Origin of the sequence: Agarivorans sp. QJM3NY_25, from assembly GCF_050870875.2 — a bacterium.
GTDB lineage: Bacteria > Pseudomonadota > Gammaproteobacteria > Enterobacterales > Celerinatantimonadaceae > Agarivorans.
Genome location: NZ_CP194041.2, coordinates 3,806,220 through 3,825,171, shown reverse-complemented (window position 1 = coordinate 3,825,171; position 18,952 = coordinate 3,806,220). Strand labels below are relative to the sequence as shown.

Below are 18,952 nucleotides of genomic sequence, written 5' to 3'. Positions count from 1 at the left end.
CCCTATAACTTGCTTGCTATAAAACCAGGTAGTCCTGTGAGTTGATAAAAAAACTGCACTGTATCGCCACTGTTTGCGACAAAATAAGGGTGATCAATTTGATTTGGCTGGGCATCGATGTAAAAGCTCATATCCGGTCGAGGATGAGTGATACCAGAGTCATACTGCTGAACAGTTTCTTGGCCGTAGGTATGAACATGCGCATAAATGGCCAGTATCCGCTGAGACATATCTTCAATGCCTTTTGGAATGGTCAATTGGTTGGCTGTGAGAACCTTTATCCCGCCATCTAGAGCAATTGGCTGTGCCTTTAATAAGCTGGATTTGTTGACCTTGAAAATCTCACCAAGTTCAATACGGTCGGCTTGTGCCGTTGGGTCCACATTGAGTGAGTGAGTAAATGCTGCAGTTCGCCATTGTTGGCTAAACTCGGTCTCTCCAATCACCATGATGCCGCGTACCGACACTTGTTGCGGGATCAGGCTACCTTCTAGGTCTAGGTAGTGCACCAGGTGTTTGGCAATACTCAGCTGGCCTTCTTGAGTGAAACCATGTTGCATTGCTTCCAAGATCAATAAATCGATGCTTTGTTCAGGAATATATTCGGTGGCGTCTTGCTCGACGATGTCGCAGATATAGTCAGTAATCTCCAGATCACTCACTAACTGGCGAAGCGAGAGGATCGCACCAGCTTGTATATCGAGCAGAGTAACTTTAAGTTGGCCCGCTTTGATCTGACCTTGTTGCTGATAATATTTAAGTAAGGGGAGTAATAGCGGGGCGAATGGGCCGCAGGCAGGGTAGAGAACATTTACTACTGATTTTTGACGTAGCTGTTGTTTAATTGCGAGATCGATACCACGCACATAACCTTGAATACGATAAACATCTTTAATGGTGTGACGACAATTGAGAGGCGACATAATCAGTCCGCTGCTCGATACGTACTGACGGGTCAGTAATTCTTGACTTAATTCAGCTAAAGCCATTGATTGCGTCGCCGACTCATACATTTGCTCAAAGGCTGCAACTAACTGCTGATGTTTTGCTGATTTGTCTGCGAGTACTAAGGTTATTGCCTCAACAAAGCTTTGTTGAAGTTGATGTTGTCGCTGCTGAATCGTCATTTCAGTCTTGAAAAGAGACTCAAGTTGCGTTCTGAGTGAGTATTTTAACAGCTCGTCGGTTAAAGGATCCGCAAAGGTGAGTGGACGGACATTTGGATCGTTATCAGCTTGAGGGTTTTCCATTTCTGTCGCCTATTAAGCCTTGAAAATCTCATTAAGTATTTAGCTAAATGGTTGCAGCACAAGTATGCAATTTCATCCCTAAATAACATAAATGTCAGAATTAACTATAGTTGGCCATATTAACTTTGCGGTTATTAATTTGTTATTGGGATCACAAACTAGTCTGATGCTTAGCTGAGTTTGTTTTTGTTCAGTCGTCTCGATGACGGTGCATGGGCTAGGTTTACTGAGTTTTGGTCAGATATTTTCGTTTCAGATAAAATTTGTCGCTGCATTTGTTCGACAGTGTTGGTGTTCAAATTATTGTGCGCCATCTTCAATGGTTCGGCTGTTGATTGGATGTAAAACCTCGCTGAAGCGCAATCAGCTTTAGGGCCCTGTAGGACTTTGACGTTTGAACTTACTTGTCACAACGCTGAATACTGAAGTTAATACTCAATTTTGATGTTTGCGTAAAATTTAAATAAATATTCATTTTTGTTCAGTTGCTTGTGCTGCTTTGGAGAAGTATCACGGTTTTATTAAGTAATTTAATCATAAAAAAGTAGCAGACAATAGTGAGATTTTTAAATTTCACTATGTTTATTACTAGCCCTCCCTCTTCATTATTTTGTTATTTGTTATTGTGCTGAAAAGACGCTGATTTAATTTTATGTTGCTGTTTATTTTATAAAAAAATATTTCTGTTTTTGTGCGCTCGTCTACGCACCCAACCGAAAGGCACTATATATGGGCTTATTTTTGGTGCATTTGCACTAAATTGGTTCCATTTTTAGTGCTTGGTTTTTTAAAATTGTATGATTTATTATTTGCCGCACTAGCTTGGTGCTTATTTTGCTTGGCTGGCTTATTGATTGCATTGGCGTGACTCAATAAAAATAATTATGCGAGATAGGCGGATGAATTTGACTAATGCAGAGCGGCGTTGGCTCCCCTGGATGGGAAGTACCGGTAAATTGGCTATGAAGAAGGCAACTTGGCTAAATCGAGGGAGAAGCGAGTTGTTGGCGGAGACCTTTGAGAGTGTTGCGCAAACCAGAGTGCAAATATTGCAAGCCTGGGTGAATAGTCAGTGGGCTTTCTTAGAAAATGCTGCGCTTTATTTACAGACCAAGAAGACGCAAGATAAAGTTGATACCCTGCAGCATTTAATTTCTCGTGGTGCAGATTTCTCCGAGCTATTTTTAGTCGATCATAAGGGGAAGGTAAGTCATTCATCGGCTGCGATACTGGCCGAAACCCAATGCGATAGTAAAGCCTTACAACAAGGTTTGCAGGACAAGTTTTTACATGGCCCTTATGTGGATCCGCGGACCTTAAGCTTAGGGGCTTCCAGCTCGTCTTTTCATGACGCCGTGACTTTGATGTTTTACCTACCTCTGTTTGATTCAGATAAGCAGGTGAGTGGCTGCTTATGTGGTCGGGTGCCGAATGATGTGCTAGGCGATTTGATCCAACGCGAAGCGGGTCATATTTATAGCGAATCTGGCGATAATTATATCTTTATGGTGGAATCGAACTTTGATTCGAGTATTTTGCCCGGAACCGCTCTGTCCCGCTCTCGTTTTGAAGATAATACCTTTTCCCATGGCGAAAATTTAAAGTCAGGGGTGAAAACTGAGTGGGGAACGGTAAAAGTTCAGCAACATACCGAGTTTGAGATCCGTTTTACCGATCCTGCCACCGGACAGTTACATCCCGGGGTAAGGGAAACCATCGCCAATGGCAGCAACCTTTACGTCGACTATCCTGGTTATTCAGACTATCGGCATATCCCGGTTATTGGCAAAGGGGTCACCTTTCAGATGCAGGGCTCTGCTGATCGATGGGGAATGATGTGTGAGGCCGATCTGGAGGAGGTGTATCGTCATCGCTCGCTGACCTATAGCTTAACCCGACAATATGTACTGTGTATGTTGATGGTGTTATTTGCTCCTTTGTTGGCGAATCACTGGCTGGAGATGGGCCTAGTGGGCCAGTGGGGACTGAGCCTTTCAATGGCCTTATTTAGCGCCTTGGCTTTTAAGCATTTTTGCGCATCTCCGGTGACTCAGGGCCTGAAGGGGATGACTCGAGTGATTCAAACCATCGCCGAAGGGGATGGCAACCTAAATCAGCGTTTGGATGCCAGTCAGTTTAAGGCCGATGAGACTGGTGATATGGGGCGTTGGGTGAATAGTTTCATCGATAATCTGGAAGAATTAATGGGCCGACTGGTTCAGGCCTCCAATGAAGTGCAACAGGTCTCGGCTTCGATGTTACGGCGTTGTCAAAAAATGGATGGTGCCACAGTGGAAACTGCTGAGTCTATCGACTCAATGTTGAACTTGGCAACTAGCCAGCAAGATGAAATTGCGCTTGCCAGTGACTCTGCGCATACCATGCAGGCGGTGATGCAACAGGTGGTTGATAGTGCTCAGCAAGAGTATTTTAAAGCGTTAGAAGGAGCGAACACCATTCGTGAAATTGTTGAGTCTTCAGCTAAAAGTGTCAACGATATCAATAAAGAAATGCAAGAGATCGGTGGTATTGTTAAGTTGATTACCGAGATTACCGACCAAACTAACTTGCTGGCCTTAAATGCGGCGATTGAAGCGGCGAGAGCTGGCGAGCATGGGCGCGGATTTTCGGTGGTGGCTGATGAAGTGAGAAATCTAGCAGATAAAACTTCTCAGGCGGCCAATCATATTGGCGAGTTAATGAATAAACTACACCGAGAGTCTGAAACTGCGGTTAAATTTATGCAGCAAGGCATCGAGAACGTTGACAGTAGCAGCGTGAATAATGAATCTTCTAACCGCAACGAGCAACTGCAAAAATCCGTATCGTCTCTGTTCGATATTATCAACGATTTATCAGCGAATAGTGAGAAACATAAGCAAACTGCCTGTGGTGCGCAGGATATTACCGTTCGTCTGCAAACCTCGGCCCAACAAATGTCGCGTCGTACCACCTTAATGGAGAATGCGATTCAGCGTTTAGAGCTATTAGTGGGACGTTTTGACGTGTCTCGTATACATTAGCTTGTGTGTTTTTGAGTGAAGCCCTGAGCAACATGAATGTTGTTCAGGGCTTGTAAAGCCTATCTTATTATTTTCGTTGAGAGGCTGCTATGTGCTATGAATGATAAGCGTCGCTTATTGAACTTTATCCAAGTCGACGATTAAGTCCATGCTTTGCTTCAGCTCTGTGCCTTTTTGAATATTTTTAATTTGAGCTAAAGAAGACTTCACTTCTTGTTTATTCCGTAAAACCGTATAGCTCACATCAAAGTGTTTAGTTTCTCCTGCTTTGATGGTGGGAACTAAACCAAGCGGACGTTGAAATTTGGTGTTATAGGCATAACTAGTGCCGGGCTCAATACCAGTGACGTAACCCTGTTGGTCGGTATCGGTATTTTTCCACAGTGTTAATACGGGCAATTGTTTTACGTTATAGCCAACCGCAACTCCCTGATTACCCTGTTTATTGTGCAGCACCACCAAGCTGTTGCCTTGTTTATCGCCGATGGGTTTCAAATTGAAGACCATTTCGTCATAGTCTTTGGTGGGGCCTAAATAAGTTTGCCAATCTTTGAGTCCAGCTTTGGCATAACTATTAAATGGCGATATTTCCTTGGCGGCAGCAGTGACTTTGGCGCCTTTTTCCAAAATAGGACGACCAAAGTTGGAGTGATAAATGATTTGGTATTCATCATCATAATCGGCTTTATTGGTGAGACTGTCGTGCAAGGAGAAGCTGTTTGCACCTGGCGTCACCTGAAACTCAGTCATGGTGACCAGCTCTGCTTTTTTAAAGGTCCGTTCGCTCACTTCACCCTGAATGGTAATTTTGTGAGGGGGGGTATCGTCAATAATCACTTTTACTGTGGAAGCTGGGGTGTTCTGTAAGCGGCCATGCAGGCTGAGCAATTGACCATTATCGTCAACGCCCGGGTGGCCCGTCCATTCATAGCCGCAGCGGACTAACATTTCATTAAAACCATCTAACCAACCCAAACCGCCGCGACTCTCTAAGTCAATGAAGGCGGGGTTTACAATTTCTTTGACTGGTGAAGTCCAACCTAGAATGCGTTTACCATCCATTTGTACATTGTAGATCCCCATGCCGCGAGTCGGCACAAGGGTAATCGACATTTCTCCATTATTGATGACCAATACATCGACACCGGTTTGTTTGCCACCCTTTAGGCTGCGTTTTTCAATCGAGAATGGGGTATCACTTTGATAGCCAAGAGAGGCACTGCTTACTTTCCAGTCCCCTACATCTAAAGACGAGCTGGAGTCGGTGAGTAGGAATTCGGCTGAGTAAGCATTTGCAGAGCATAAACCTAGAGCAACAGCAGCTAACGAGTATTTAATGTTCATTGAATATTCCTTCATTAATTATCTAAGTACACATAACTGAATCGATTCAGCAAGACCATACGCTTACCGATGATTTATTCAATAAGAGAATGAGTGAACGTGATTTCAGCAAGGTTCAGCAAGCAACACAGTGTGATAATTGATTGCTGAATCACTTTCAGCAGCATTTCACTTGGCTGGTCGAAAGGGCGACAGAGCGCTTGGCTCAGTTATTTATCCGGGTGTTGTAAAGGCACCGCTTGGTCGGGCCTGATTATTCAGGTTTCGTTGCGTTTTAGGCATTAATAAGCCACCAAAAAATAAAATATTTCTATTTATATCAATTGTTTATATTATTTTTTATGGATTTTACCTTTGCTGGATTGGTTTTTACTTTTTTGCAATGGTCGGGTCATATTCGGCATATAAGGTCTTGGCTCTTCAAATTTATCACTTACTTATTGCTGACAAAAAATATGACAACATTTGCAAACCATAAAATACAATTGAGCCTGGCTTCACTGCTGATGCTTAGTCTGCTGGGCTGTAATTTTTCTAGCTCTTCATCCCCTTCGCCGACGAAGCCAAATAAGCCTGAAGGAGTGGGCCATGAACTCGATGTGGCGATTCCGTCTCGCGTTTATCCTTTGCCAGTCGTCGAGCATGCCGAGCATAATGCTCAAGATCCCGAACGGTTTATGATTGAGCACAACCCTGTAGCCACCATCTTAAATGGATTTAATCGTATCTGGCACCTGGGCTTATCGGGCTGGCAAAATGATGCAAATGGTGATGGGCCGGAAAGCTTCAAGGAGCAAAAGATCATCGATGCCGATGCCTGGCGACATAATATGAGCTACGTGTTGCAAGTGACCGAGCAGCGAACCCCGGAACAAGCCATCGAGAGTTATTCCGATGATCGGCGTAGTAAAAACTACAGCGTCATCGATGGTTTTGGTCCCCTGACTCATGCCTACCTTGCGGGGAGTGGTGCCTATGTCGATCTGGATGTTCCACGGGTGAGCGATGTGCTTGAAAATGAGAACTTCTTTGCGGTTCATAATGATGGTGGCGATTACTCAGGTGATATTCACGCCGACCTCGGCGCAGTGGTGCAGTTGGTGAACGATTTTCGCCAAAATTCGCCAGCTTCGGCGAATGGTTCTAAATATATTTTCTCTAGTCCTCGGCCCTGGCGGATGACGGCATCTGGAGAAGTTGACTATCTGGGGACCTATCTTCATCACTGTGAACAACAGGATGGCAGCACCGAGCAAAGAATTTACGACTGGTATCAGAGTCCGGTGAAGGTATTGCCGGGTCTGCGCTGCGCCGCTCGGCATCATGGAAATGATCCCTTAACTGATGAAGGGGAAAATCGTCGCAAGGACGGTGGTTACCCCAGTGGCCATACCAATGCGGGTTATTTGGCAGCCATGGCCTACGCCTACGCCTTCCCGCAGCGTTATGCAGAGCTGTTGACTCGTGGCTCACAATTGGGTGAGAACCGAATCATTACCGGAATGCATTCTCCCTTAGATGTTATGGGCGCGCGGATACATTTTCAAACGATTGCGGCCTATGCCTTAGGTCAGGACCACATCTATCAGAATGCACAAGCTGCCTATCAGCAAGCGCAAGCGTATTTTGCTGGGCAAGCGCAAGCTGAAGGACTAGAGCTGTATGATTACGCACATCGCTGGGTCGAACATGAGTTAGGTTTTATTGATGGCGATAACATTATTGTCGAGGTTGGGAATAATAATCGCTATGCAGATCGTCAGGCGAATAAACGGGTTTATCGTGAACGTTTAAGCTACGGGTTTAGCCAAAACCTTCAACTTGCGGGTCAAGCGCCAGAGATCCCGGAAGGTGCGGAACGTTTGTTAGAGACTCGCCAGCCCTATCTGAGTGATATGCAACGTCGTGCGGTGTTATATACCACGGCGCTCGATTCCGGTTACCCTATTTTAGATGACAGCAAAGGTTGGGGCCGGCTTGACTTAGTCACCGCTGCCGATGGTTATGGGGCATTTATCGGCGATGTAACGGTTAATATGGATGCACGTAAGGGCGGTTTTCATGCTCGGGATTGGTGGTATAACGATATCAGCGGGGCCGGCAAACTCACCAAGCAGGGCTCGGGCAGCTTGCATCTTGCCGGTAATAATTCTTACCGCGGCGGCAGCTTAATTGAGCAGGGCAGGATTGTTGCCGAGAGTGCTCATGCGCTAGGTTCAGGTGATGTTTATCTGTTAGATGGCGGTCTAAGCGTGGCTCTGAGCGAGCCTTTAAATATTGCTGGTCACTTTACTCAGGAAGGCGGGATTTTAAAGCTGGTGCCAGGGGCTGATTTTACGCCGGTCAATGTTGTGAAGCAGTTGTTTATTGAGGGGGGAGAACTCCACTTGGATTTAAGCGCGCTGGACTTAAACGCCGGTGATGCAATTCCTCTCATTGAGGCCGGTCAGCGCTATGGTGAGTTTACTCGAGTGGATGCCGGAGACATTGAGCTTCGGCTTGAGTACCGCAATCAGGCGGTGATCGCTCATATTCTCTAAGTCGCTTGAGCAGCCGTAAGCTGGCTCGCCAGAGGCTTGAATGTTCTTGCATGCAGGTCTTATGATGTGAGGGGCAGCTCGAAGCGCTGGCCCTCGGTACTTGGGTAAAGCCGTTGCAGGCCAGAGATCTGGCGCGTTGACATAAGGGACCCTGGCGGGTCCCTTTGGCATCGGCGTGGGGAGCGACGTGGTTTAGCGCATTTCAAAAAGTTCTTCGTGGAAGTGTTTGAGTGGATAGTGGATGGCGGCGAAGTCACGTCGCAGATCGCCGGAAAAAGCACTGGGGCCGCAGAACCAAGTTTTACGTTCAAATAGATCGCCCACCTCTGTCTGTAGTTGGGCGACACTGAGCCGAGCAGGCAATGTTGTTTGCTGTTTACAGCGGTTGATGATCCGCAGGTCGACCCGAGCGCGTTGCGCTTGTTCAATTAAGTTATCAATTAAGGCCTGGTTGGGGGCGCTGGTACAATAATAAAGTATCGCATCAGGACTATCTTTACTGGACTGACGTTCCTCTAAGATGGCCTCAAATGCGGCGATGCCAATGCCGCCGGCGATCCAAAGTTGGGGGGCCGGATCTTTAAAGGCGAGGTAGCCATAGGGACCTTCTACTCGAAGCTTATCTCCCACTTTTATACGGTCTTTCAAGGTGGAGGTGAAGTCTCCGAGTTCTTTGATTAAGAACCGTAGTTGCCCACTTTTATTGTTGGTAGAGGCAATGGTAAAGGGGTGAGGGGGCTCGCCAGCAAAGCCTAAAAAAGCAAACTGTCCACTTTGGTGGCCTTGCCAAGTGGGGGCTGCTAGTTGTAATTCCAATACCTGATTATCGGGGCTGAACTTGAGATCGCTAATCCTAGCCTGATGTTGACGGGACTTACCGATCAGACCCAATAAACTCCAAAGTGCGGCCAAAGAGCCTAAGACAGCAAGACCGATACAAATATAGGTGATTGGGTAAGGCCAATAACTGTGTTTAATTAATATGAGCGAATGCATCGCAATCGCCAAATAACAGAGCGACATCAAACGGTGGGATAGTTTAAATTTGTTGTAACGGATCGCGCTAATTAAGGCAATCGCCGCCAGAATAACGAAGGCATAGAAAGCCCATTCACCAATATCTTCGGCGGTATGGCGTAGCGGTTGAATGACGGCATAGAAGGAATCGGGGTTGCGTGGACCATGTGAGCGACTTGGCCGACTGAGAATTTCCCAGCTCACTAGGTATCGTGGAATAATCGACAATAACCAGTGGCAGATCCCGGTCACCAAGGCCGCTATGCCCAACCATTTATGCAGGCGATACGATTTATCTAAACCCTGAGTGAGCCTTTCTACAAAGGCTAACCTTAAAGCCAGGATCATCGTTAGAGTCATTAACGCCAATGCGAGCATGCCACTATATTGCACCAGCGCCGAGCGATATTGAAAGAAGTTGTCATAGGACCAGAGCTGAGGCTCGGCTTGCAACCAAAATGCTGACAAAACGATTAACAATAGCGCTACAGCATAATAAATCTTTTTCATGGTGGTTCCCAAATACATATCGTCACTTTAAGTTTACTGAATACAATCTTGTAAAACGTCAAGCTATGTAAAGAAATGTAAAACGTCAGCTATTTTTGCGGCGGATAGATTGATGTTCACTGGGAATAGTTGTTTGATCATGCTCAACGGTAATCATGAGTCGCGACATGTTGAATGATATGAACCGAATGTTGAATTTAGCCTGAGTTTACTTGGTGGAATTATCGATACAGAGAATCAATGAAGGGGGGATGTGGAAGATATATATTCAGGCTGAGTACATTGTTTAATGATTGACGCTTAGGGATAAACGATTGGATGGCATTTGTTTATCCCTATGAAGCGAAGAAGATTACTCAGGCTTACGTTTGCCGGTCATGTAGGCCTCGAGAATTTCCGGCGTGAGTTCACCAGCTTCTTCTAAGCGTTTTAACTCTGCGACAATTTTTTTCTGCTCTTCGATACTAGGAATGGGGAGTTCAGGTTCCTGCTCTATGTTTTCGGGGATTTTAAGATTGTCTAACATGTACTGGTCTCGTTGCTAAAACTAATCGCATAAGTATACCAGTAATTTGTTTGATCATTGCACTGCTTTTATTCCAAACCCTCAGGGCAGGCTTAGCTGTATTAGCGTTATCGAATAAGTCCTTGATCGATCTTAAATTGATTAGAAAACACGATCCCTGGCAAGGTAAGCAGACCGTTTTGTGGTTTTGAAAAAGCAAATATTGGAGGCGCGACATCGAACTTCGAGCCGCTTGTTATCGAAGTGCATTTGACCCTTAATGATGATTTCGGCGCTTGCTTGAGCAGCATTCAGTTGTGCAGCGGGATCAGTGCCAAATCCATCAAGGATCGCTCTAGTAAGAAAGCTGCGGCTGAATTTATTCTCTTTATGTTGGATGGGAAAGTTGCAAAGTCGTTGCTTAGAAAGCTCTATTTTAGAGTTTTCGCTGCGATTACAGATTTGGTTTCGAAGCAACATGCACCGATAGGCCATTATCGCTCATTCATGGACTCTAAATGATAAAAATAATTACTTAGATTTATTTATAGTACTTAATTAAGTTGTCATATTCACCTCCCACACTAAGCGCTGTTAGTCATCTGACCACTATTTATTTAATGCTAATGGAGTAGTAATGACAGCTTCACTTTCTCGTCGTGATTTTTTAATCATGTCTGCCAAAGGCGCAGGCGCAGCAGTAATTTCTTATGGTTTAATGGGCTGTGGTAGCAGTCAAGAGTCGGCAATACCGGTTGAGTTTACCCATGGTGTGGCAAGTGGTGATCCACTGGCCGATGCGGTGATCCTATGGACTCGAGTTACGCCCGCGTATGCGGGAGATATTACCGTTTCCTGGGAAGTGGCCAGCGATGAGGCGTTTACTCAATTGGTGAGCAATGGGCAAATGGTAACCAATGCATCTCGCGATTATACGGTCAAGGTGGATGTGATTGGTTTAGAAGCTGGGAGTCGCTATTTTTATCGTTTTATTAGCGCAGGGCGTCAATCGCCGGTGGGGAAAACCCGCACCTTAGTACAAGGTTCTCCAAGCTCGGTTAAACTGGCGGTAATGTCTTGCTCTAACTATCCTGCGGGGTATTTTAATGTTTATGATTTGGCCGCGCAGCATCAAGACTTAGATGCCGTATTGCACCTTGGGGACTATATTTATGAATATCCGAGAGGCGGCTATGCCAGTGCTAATGCAGAGCAAATCGATCGCCAAGTATTGCCGGTTGGAGAGTTATTTACACTGAGTGATTACCGTACTCGCTATGCTCAATATCACACGGATTTAAGCCTACAAAAACTACATGCACAAGTGCCTTTTATATGCGTTTGGGATGATCATGAGGTCGCGAATGATACCTGGCGTGAGGGGGCCGAAAATCACAATGATGGCGAAGGTGATTTTGAAGAGCGTAAACTGGGGGCCTTACAAGCGTATTTCGAATGGCTTCCGATCCGGCCGTGGACTGAAGGGAATTATCAGGAAATATACCGAAGCTTTAGCTTTGGTGATTTAGTCGATTTACATATGTTAGATACCCGGGTCTTAGCAAGAGACAAGCAACTCGATTACGCGGATTACTTCGATGCTGCGACCGGGAGTTTGGATCAAACCACGCTGACCAGTGACCTGAGTGATCCAACACGTACCATGATTGGTAGTGAACAGCTTCAATGGTTGCAAGATAACGTCTCGGCTAGTGGTGCCCGCTGGCAGGTATTAGGTCAGCAAGTCTTAATGGGGAAAATGCACCTACCGGCAGCGATCGTACTGGGTTTAATGTCGGTTGAAAGCTATGCCTCATTGGGCGCTTTGGCTCAGCTGGCCGCACGTGCAAACGCTGGCGATCCTAGTTTAACTGCCGACGAATTGTCTTACTTAGCCGCTAACGCTGACAAATTGACCACTGAAGTGCTCGCTCAGTTACAGTTGCCGAATATTCCCTATAACTTGGATGCTTGGGATGGCTACGCTGATGAGCGTGAAGCAATATTACAACTCTTTAAGCAGCAATCAAAAAATTTAGTGGTGTTAGCCGGGGATACACATAATGCTTGGGCTAACGATTTAAGTGACGCAAGTTCAGCGGTTGTTGGAGTCGAGTTTGCCACTTCATCGGTGAGCTCTCCCGGCTTAGAAGAGTATTTAGCCATTGATGAAGCTGCGGTGCCGAATGTTGAGGCGGGCCTGGTTTCTTTAATTGACGGTTTAAAATATATGAATGTTAATAATCGTGGTTTCTTAACGGTGACTTTTAGTCAAACCAGCGCCAGTGCAGATTGGTATTTTGTGGATACGATTTTATCCACTGATTATCAGCCATTAACTGCACGCCAAATGAGAGCAACAACGACAGCGGGTCAAGCTGGCCTCACGATGTCTTAAATATAAGCTGTGATATATGGTTGAGTGGTATAGACAGCATTAAACACTGTAAATCTGCACCAACTCCGGCGGTTAAAAAAAGCCTTGGCAATCACCAAGGCTTTATGGAACCGTTTGAACTTAACTGCGGCTGGTTATTTCTAGCAAATGATAACCAAATTGGGTTTTGATTGGGCCATGAACGGTGTTGAGCGCTTCGTTAAATACCACCTGATCAAATTCTGGCACCATGTCGCCTTGGCCAAACTCGCCGAGTTCACCGCCATTGGCGCCTGATGGGCAACTCGAATGTTGCTTTGCAATTTCGGTGAAGGCTGCGCCATTCTCGATTTGCTGTTTCAGTTCTAAACACTGTTGTTCGCTATCAACCAAAATGTGACGAGCACTTGCTCTAGCCATGAACGTTCCTTAAATCTATTGAAATGATGAGCACTACACACCAAGCGAGTACGATGATCTGCAGTGAGAGTGTGCAACTTTAGTTGCAAACTTACTGAGCTGTCAAATTCGCGGAGGCTTTTACCATTATCGGTCTGACTTTCGGCGATTGAGTTTGATGGCTATCTCTGGATGATTGACTGGTTACAGAGGAGCCATATCGGTACTAGGAAAATGATTTTAACTAGCAGGTCTATATGAATCACCAATTGAATGCAGATTTAGTGCATAGGCCAAGCTTGTTTTGGCTTCGATGCTGGTCTTATCAAGGGCTATTTTGAGCATATCATGAGGTGAGTTTAGCTAAGGTGTATATTCGTTCTAGCCAGTTGTGCAGATGTCTGATATATAGATGAAGCATTTTTGCTGTTATTCAAGGCATTTACTAAAAGGAAGCCCCATGTTTGAAGCCATCGACCAAGCCAAAGACGATCCTATTTTATCTTTAGGCGTTGCCTACCAGCAGGATCCTCGTCCTAATAAACTCGACTTAGGTATTGGCGTTTACCGTAACGAGCAGGGCATTACTCCTGTGATGCAGGCGGTCACTTTGGCTTCGGAGCGTTTGTTAGCGGCGCAAACCACTCAAGCCTATCTGGGCTTAGCTGGAAACCAAAGTTATAACCAAGCCATATTAGATCTCTTGTTAGGCGATACGGCTGCGCATGCTCGCTCTATTGCTATGCAAACGCCGGGCGCCAGTGGTGGCTTGCGTTTGTTAGCCGATTTAATCGCCAGTATTCGCCCTGATGCGACGGTGTGGGTATCAACGCCTAGTTATGTGAATCACCAACCGATCATGGAAGCGGCAGGTTTGAAGGTCGCCTATTATCCTTACTTTAACCCGCAGACTAAGCAGGTTGATGAAGCCGCAATGTTAGAACAGGTGGCGAAGCTAGGCCCTAAGGATGTATTGTTGCTCCACGGGTGCTGTCATAATCCTACAGGTGCCGATATTTCTTATGCGGCTTGGCAGCAGATTAATCAGTTGGCGTTAAATCATGGATTTTTGCCTTTTATCGATTTGGCTTATCAGGGCTTTGGTCAAGGGGTCGACGAAGATATCGCAGGGCTTCGACTGTTAGCCGACAGTTTACCTGAATTAGTCATGACTTGTTCTAATTCAAAAAACTTTGGCCTTTACCGTGAGCGGACTGGCGCAGCCATTGTGGTTGGGAAAAGTTTACAGCAAGCGATGAATGCGCGAGGTAAATTATTTGAATTGGCTCGACGTAGTTACACTATGCCACCAAATTGGGGGGCTGCAATTGTGAGCGAAATTTTAGGGGATGAGCAATTGCGAGATTTGTGGCAACAAGAACTGAATGTTATGAGTGTTCGAATGCGCGGCCTTCGCCAAGCCTTAGCCGAAGAGTTTAGAACACAATCTAACAGTGAGCGCTTTGATTATTTAAGTGCTCATCAAGGAATGTTTTCGCTCACTGGTTTTAGTTTTGAGCAAACCGAACAGTTGCGTGAACAGTATGGCATTTACATTGTGGGTGGTGGCCGGATCAATATTGCAGGGCTAGCGCAGCAGTCGATTCCGCAATTGGTGAGTGCTTGTTTGGCGGTTGGTGCTTAGCGACTACCGCGGGCTAAGCTGGTAACTGTAAGCTTTGCAGGCCCTATTGTGAACATTTTGAGCGGCTTTCCTCGAATGGATAGCCGCAACGTTGCTCTTGGATATTGTTTGCGATCAATGTCGATCTATCTGGGCTTATATCAATCCCACTAATTATCTGTTTACTCTTGCTGGCCTAAATATCACCGCTAGTTGCATTCTGAATCGTGGGACTAGAACCATGAATTATTGCGCTTCACTCCTCGTTATCGGCAGATTTATTCTGTGCAATAAGCCGATTATATCATTCGTCAGATTGGTATTTGATTTAGTTCGCGACCGGGCTGAGCAAGAAAAGCCTTCATGCCGCTTCAATATCAGCGATTTTGCTACGATTTAAGGTGATTTTATAGCGTTGGTAAATTGGTTCTTGATCACCATCGGCGATGGCCAATATCAGATTAATTTGATAACGACGTTCGATGGATTCTTTGGATATTTTCCCCTTGTCTTCTTGATAAACGACGCCTCGCCCTCCTTCCAAATAACGAGCGAAGGGTCTTAAATTGAAGTACAAGGATTCGTTAATCGCGCTATAACCAGCCCTAAAGTTACGGCCAAACACCCGGCTTTCTATCCGGTAGTGGAGTAATTCTTCAGCTTGGCGATTACGGCGATGGCGGTGGGCGAGTATATCGGCCACTGGCACTGGTAAATGTTTGGTTCTAATATAATCGAGCCAAATTTTTTGCTTGGCAATCAAGGTATTGTTTGCGCTATCGTGTAGTTCTCTAGACCATTTTGCTCGTCCTTTGCTAATCCATCGCCACAGGGCATTTTTTAAGTCTTCTTTAAAGACCTCCCTCACCCCATAAATGGTGGCAAGTACAACTACCATTAAAGCCGTTAAACCACTTAAGGCTCCCTGAGTCTTGATGATTAAACTTAATACCACCACCATGATTAAGGCTGTTGCCAATCCAGTGACAAATTTTCGGCTGGTATTGCCAAGGGCATAGGTCTTTTCTTTAAACACAACGCCGTACTCAATTAGGCGGCGAATTAAACGCATCTTATTGGCAATTCGGTTGGGGTCTTTAATCGTTGCTGTCGAGTTATAGGCTCGCTCGGTACGATAGTTTTTCTCGCTTCGCGTATAATCTAAGATAAGCTTCAGTTGCTCTGAGAATTCACCATTGCGAGGGCGAGTTGCGATGAGTTTCATAAATACTTGCTCGGTATGCCAAGATAAGTAATTGTCGGCATTTTCGAAGTGAGCCAGTTGGGCTGCTCCGGTGGGGGTGCTACGGCGAAACTTTTTCAGCAGAGAACTACTCTGCTCCATCAGACTATTCGCAAGATTGTAGAAATTTTCGATGTCTTGCTCTTTTAACAACAGCTTTAAATCGACGTCGAGTGCAACTGCATATTGATAAGCAAACAGATTTAAGTTGACGCGGTACTCTTCGATGGCCAAATTATTCATGCTGGCAAAACGGCTTTGCAATAAAGGCAAATGTAAGCCAGGGCTGTAATAACTGTGTTTGCTGATGACGTTGCTGGTAAAATAATTGCTTTCTTTTAATGTTTTGGCACTAATCCCCATTTCTTTGGGAAGGGACAGGTACACATCAACCCGTCGATGGGTGTGCATTTCCATTTGGTGGTTAATTTTCACCACCATCTTGTCTTCTTGTTTTAACTGAATATTTGGCAATAAGCTAACCTTAGAGAAATACGAGTAGAGGGAACCGCTTCATTTTTAATGAGAAAATGAAGCGGCTTAGTAATATTGATTATAATACAACTAGTTGGCTTGGCTAAGCGCTGGGTTTATTTTTGTTACCGCTTGGCGTAACTGAGCCGATACGTGGTGAGTTAAAGAGTTTGTTGCTTGTCGTCATTTTAGGAAGAGGTGCCGGCTATCGGACGCGGAACCATTTGGTTTATGTGGATAGGGATAAATCACGCGGTGCGGAGTCAGGCGCAGGCTCTGTAAGGCGCTGCGCCGATTAAAACTTTTCGCTTCAAATGACTCTGTTGTGGTTATCTCTTTTTATTCTTCGGTTAAAACCAATGCTGAATTAATGCGAAGTAAACAGGGATCCCTACCAATACATTGAAGGGAAAAGTAATCGCCAGTGAGGCAGTAAGGGCGACACTCACCTTCGCATTGGGCAGCGCCACTGCGAGGGCTGCTGGCACTGCGATATAAGAGGCACTGCTACCTAACACCGCTAGCAAACATGTACCGCCTACCGAAAGGCCTATCGCAGCACCAAGCATGGCGCCTAAAAAGCCACCGATCACCGGCATCGCGATACCAAAACTAATTAGAAAGGCACTTTGTTTACGAATATCACGGATCCGTTCGGCTGCCACACGACCCATTTCCAGAAGGAACAAGGCCAGCATCCCATGAAACAGTTCGCCAAAAAATGGCATGATAGATGCCGTTCTAGGCCCCGCCCAAGCGCCGATTGCAAGCCCACCTAACAGCAGTATGACCCCCTTATTCAATAGTGCTTCACGTAGCACTGGCAGCATTTCTTTCCACTTGAATTGGTTTTGCGCGAGTAAAATTCCAACTACAATCGCTGGCACTTCGAGTAGCGCCACAAATAGGGGTAAATAGGCTTCATAAGCGAGCCCCAATGATTGAGCATAGGCAACTGCGACGGCATAGGTGCCAACACTAATTGAGCCATAATGAGCCGCTGTGGCGGCAGCATCTAAGCGTGACCAACCTGCAATAAAATACAATATTGGAAAAGCGAGTAAGGGTAATAGCGCACCAAAGATCATCACCGCGAGTGATTGTGGCAGGATCTCTAAACTACTGTTGGAATGTAATGCAATACCGCCTTTAAGACCAATGGCAAGTAGTAAAAAAATCAAGCAGCTTTGATACAAGCCCGAGGGTAATTTTAAATCGCTTTTTATCAGTTTGGCGAATGCCCCTAACACGAAGAAGCCGACAACAACATCGATTTGCATGCTTAGGGATTCCCATTGTAGTTTGAGCTAGTCAGGGCATGTGGCGCTTGTCGGTGAATATTTTGCTTGGTTTGTTTGATCAGCTCAATTGACCAAGATATTAAGTTGAGGGCACAAAGGCCTAGTCCCACCATGAGTAATGCGGCACTGGTGAGTTGTTGTTGCCAAGTTGTGATCCCAATGGCGCTTAATATTAAGCCGATACTTAAGCCAAACAAGAGTTGAGTTTTAGTCATTGAATAAGCCCTGTTGATATAGGAACAAGGATTATCTACTTCAATCATAATAGATAAAATTAGATATTAACTATAATATACATAGATAAAAGTCTATGAGTTGTTATATGAACAATCCTTATCGTTCGCATTCTCAAGTGGGAACTGTACGCCAACTAGAGTTGTTGGTTGTGGTGCATGAGCAAGGCAGTATCACTCGTGCTGCGGAAATTTTACATCTCACTCAACCGACGGTGTCGATGCAGCTGAATAAATTAGCAACGACTATCGGCATGTCGCTTTATTACACTTCGGGGAAAAGGCTACATTTTACTGAAGTGGGCAATATGCTTGTAGAATCTGCGCGCGAGATCCTTAAACAGTTTAAGTATCTTGAGATTAAACTCGATAAGTTTAAAGGCTTAGATAGTGGGGTGCTTTCGTTGTCGGTGGTGACTACTGCACAATACTTTATCCCCCGTTTAGTCGGCGATTTTTCAGAGCAATACCCCAATATCAACATCAAATTTAAGGTGGGAAATCGCGCTGAAACTATCACGCGAAGTTTTGCTGACGAAGATGACTTTTATGTATTTAGTCACCCTCCTGAAGATCCCGATTTAGAGTTGATCGATTTTCTACCGAATCGCTTATTGGCGATTGCCCCAGAACATCACCCTTTAACAGAACAAGCACAAGTCTCTCTGGAGCAATTTGTCAGCTACCCTTTTTTAATGCGCGAACCCGGTTCTGGCACCGCCCATGCGATTCATGGTTTTTTAAGGCAGCAGAACTGCCAATTGAATGTACGAATGACGATTGAGAGTAATGAAGCTATAAAATATGCGGTGATGTCGGAACTTGGGGTGTCCATATTATCGGAACACACCTTGAGTTATGGCGGCTTAGAAGGCTTGAGTATTGTCAATGTTGAAAATTTACCAATAGTCACTCAATGGTATCTAGTTCGACGACGTTCTCGTCCGATGTCGCCTATTGCAGAAACGTTTCTGCAATATGTGAAACAGCATGGTTCATTATTACTCGATAAGTGAGTCTCGAGCACCGGCTTATCTGACACAGGGCTTATATATTCTGATGCAAACTAAGTTATTGATTTAATAGATTCTATTGTTATCGAGTCTATTGTG

13 protein-coding genes are annotated in these 18,952 nt (G+C 45.2%); 5 read left to right on the top strand and 8 right to left on the bottom strand.

From position 1 onward, the window contains the following. Positions 1–2 precede the first annotated feature (2 nt). Positions 3–1,250, bottom strand: coding sequence for a hypothetical protein (locus ACRRSW_RS17505; protein WP_432459992.1), 1,248 nt, complete (start codon positions 1,248–1,250; stop codon positions 3–5). An 899-nt stretch (positions 1,251–2,149) separates the two neighbouring features. Here ACRRSW_RS17505 and ACRRSW_RS17500 point away from each other — a divergent pair. After that, a complete protein-coding gene (locus ACRRSW_RS17500; RefSeq protein ID WP_432459991.1) occupies positions 2,150–4,273 on the top strand; it encodes a methyl-accepting chemotaxis protein in 2,124 nt (707 codons plus the stop codon). 114 nt (positions 4,274–4,387) lie between these two features. Here the strand turns inward: ACRRSW_RS17500 and ACRRSW_RS17495 are convergent, their stop codons facing one another. Beyond that, positions 4,388–5,617 carry an aldose 1-epimerase family protein gene (locus tag ACRRSW_RS17495; RefSeq protein ID WP_432451971.1) on the bottom strand — a complete coding sequence of 410 codons (1,230 nt, stop codon included), beginning with the start codon at positions 5,615–5,617 and terminating at the stop codon, positions 4,388–4,390. A 455-nt stretch (positions 5,618–6,072) separates the two neighbouring features. Between ACRRSW_RS17495 and ACRRSW_RS17490 the strand changes: the two genes are divergently transcribed. Then, positions 6,073–8,157 carry an autotransporter-associated beta strand repeat-containing protein gene (locus tag ACRRSW_RS17490; RefSeq protein ID WP_432459990.1) on the top strand — a complete coding sequence of 695 codons (2,085 nt, stop codon included), beginning with the start codon at positions 6,073–6,075 and terminating at the stop codon, positions 8,155–8,157. 192 nt (positions 8,158–8,349) lie between these two features. Here the strand turns inward: ACRRSW_RS17490 and ACRRSW_RS17485 are convergent, their stop codons facing one another. Beyond that, positions 8,350–9,684: a ferredoxin reductase family protein gene (locus ACRRSW_RS17485; RefSeq protein WP_432459989.1), complete on the bottom strand. Its 1,335-nt coding sequence runs from the start codon at positions 9,682–9,684 to the stop codon at positions 8,350–8,352. A gap of 352 nt (positions 9,685–10,036) precedes the next feature. After that, on the bottom strand, positions 10,037–10,210 hold the full coding sequence (locus tag ACRRSW_RS17480) for an ATPase (RefSeq protein ID WP_432451974.1): 174 nt from the start codon (positions 10,208–10,210) through the stop codon (positions 10,037–10,039). A 616-nt stretch (positions 10,211–10,826) separates the two neighbouring features. On the opposite strand from ACRRSW_RS17480, the gene ACRRSW_RS17475 reads away from it, so the two are divergent. Further along, positions 10,827–12,587, top strand: coding sequence for an alkaline phosphatase D family protein (locus tag ACRRSW_RS17475; protein ID WP_432459988.1), 1,761 nt, complete (start codon positions 10,827–10,829; stop codon positions 12,585–12,587). A gap of 120 nt (positions 12,588–12,707) precedes the next feature. On the opposite strand, the gene ACRRSW_RS17470 is transcribed toward ACRRSW_RS17475, so the two are convergent. Then, positions 12,708–12,986 (bottom strand): peptidylprolyl isomerase, encoded by a 279-nt coding sequence (locus tag ACRRSW_RS17470; protein ID WP_432451976.1) that lies wholly within the window; start codon positions 12,984–12,986, stop codon positions 12,708–12,710. Positions 12,987–13,425: 439 nt separating this feature from the next. Between ACRRSW_RS17470 and ACRRSW_RS17465 the strand changes: the two genes are divergently transcribed. Further along, positions 13,426–14,610 (top strand): aromatic amino acid transaminase, encoded by a 1,185-nt coding sequence (locus ACRRSW_RS17465; RefSeq protein ID WP_432451977.1) that lies wholly within the window; start codon positions 13,426–13,428, stop codon positions 14,608–14,610. A 340-nt stretch (positions 14,611–14,950) separates the two neighbouring features. Here ACRRSW_RS17465 and ACRRSW_RS17460 read toward each other — a convergent pair whose 3' ends face one another. From ACRRSW_RS17460 to ACRRSW_RS17450, 3 genes are all read right to left on the bottom strand, one after another. Continuing rightward, positions 14,951–16,306, bottom strand: coding sequence for a hypothetical protein (locus ACRRSW_RS17460; protein ID WP_432459987.1), 1,356 nt, complete (start codon positions 16,304–16,306; stop codon positions 14,951–14,953). 350 nt (positions 16,307–16,656) lie between these two features. Beyond that, the gene (locus tag ACRRSW_RS17455) at positions 16,657–17,586 is read right to left on the bottom strand and encodes a sodium-dependent bicarbonate transport family permease (RefSeq protein WP_432459986.1); all 930 of its coding nucleotides are present in this window, start codon (positions 17,584–17,586) and stop codon (positions 16,657–16,659) included. A gap of 2 nt (positions 17,587–17,588) precedes the next feature. Beyond that, positions 17,589–17,822: a hypothetical protein gene (locus tag ACRRSW_RS17450; protein ID WP_432459984.1), complete on the bottom strand. Its 234-nt coding sequence runs from the start codon at positions 17,820–17,822 to the stop codon at positions 17,589–17,591. 107 nt (positions 17,823–17,929) lie between these two features. On the opposite strand from ACRRSW_RS17450, the gene ACRRSW_RS17445 reads away from it, so the two are divergent. Continuing rightward, positions 17,930–18,856 carry a LysR family transcriptional regulator gene (locus ACRRSW_RS17445; RefSeq protein WP_432451981.1) on the top strand — a complete coding sequence of 309 codons (927 nt, stop codon included), beginning with the start codon at positions 17,930–17,932 and terminating at the stop codon, positions 18,854–18,856. Positions 18,857–18,952: the final 96 nt, after the last annotated feature.

Excerpts from the sequence above, each read along its gene's own strand:
- ACRRSW_RS17505 (WP_432459992.1), bottom strand. The coding sequence starts at position 1,250 with ATGGAAAACCCTCAAGCTGATAACGATCCAAATGTCCGTCCACTCACC.
- ACRRSW_RS17500 (WP_432459991.1), top strand. The coding sequence starts at position 2,150 with ATGAATTTGACTAATGCAGAGCGGCGTTGGCTCCCCTGGATGGGAAGT.
- ACRRSW_RS17495 (WP_432451971.1), bottom strand. The coding sequence starts at position 5,617 with ATGAACATTAAATACTCGTTAGCTGCTGTTGCTCTAGGTTTATGCTCT.
- ACRRSW_RS17490 (WP_432459990.1), top strand. The coding sequence starts at position 6,073 with ATGACAACATTTGCAAACCATAAAATACAATTGAGCCTGGCTTCACTG.
- ACRRSW_RS17485 (WP_432459989.1), bottom strand. The coding sequence starts at position 9,684 with ATGAAAAAGATTTATTATGCTGTAGCGCTATTGTTAATCGTTTTGTCA.
- ACRRSW_RS17480 (WP_432451974.1), bottom strand. The coding sequence starts at position 10,210 with ATGTTAGACAATCTTAAAATCCCCGAAAACATAGAGCAGGAACCTGAA.
- ACRRSW_RS17475 (WP_432459988.1), top strand. The coding sequence starts at position 10,827 with ATGACAGCTTCACTTTCTCGTCGTGATTTTTTAATCATGTCTGCCAAA.
- ACRRSW_RS17470 (WP_432451976.1), bottom strand. The coding sequence starts at position 12,986 with ATGGCTAGAGCAAGTGCTCGTCACATTTTGGTTGATAGCGAACAACAG.
- ACRRSW_RS17465 (WP_432451977.1), top strand. The coding sequence starts at position 13,426 with ATGTTTGAAGCCATCGACCAAGCCAAAGACGATCCTATTTTATCTTTA.
- ACRRSW_RS17455 (WP_432459986.1), bottom strand. The coding sequence starts at position 17,586 with ATGCAAATCGATGTTGTTGTCGGCTTCTTCGTGTTAGGGGCATTCGCC.
- ACRRSW_RS17450 (WP_432459984.1), bottom strand. The coding sequence starts at position 17,822 with ATGACTAAAACTCAACTCTTGTTTGGCTTAAGTATCGGCTTAATATTA.
- ACRRSW_RS17445 (WP_432451981.1), top strand. The coding sequence starts at position 17,930 with ATGAACAATCCTTATCGTTCGCATTCTCAAGTGGGAACTGTACGCCAA.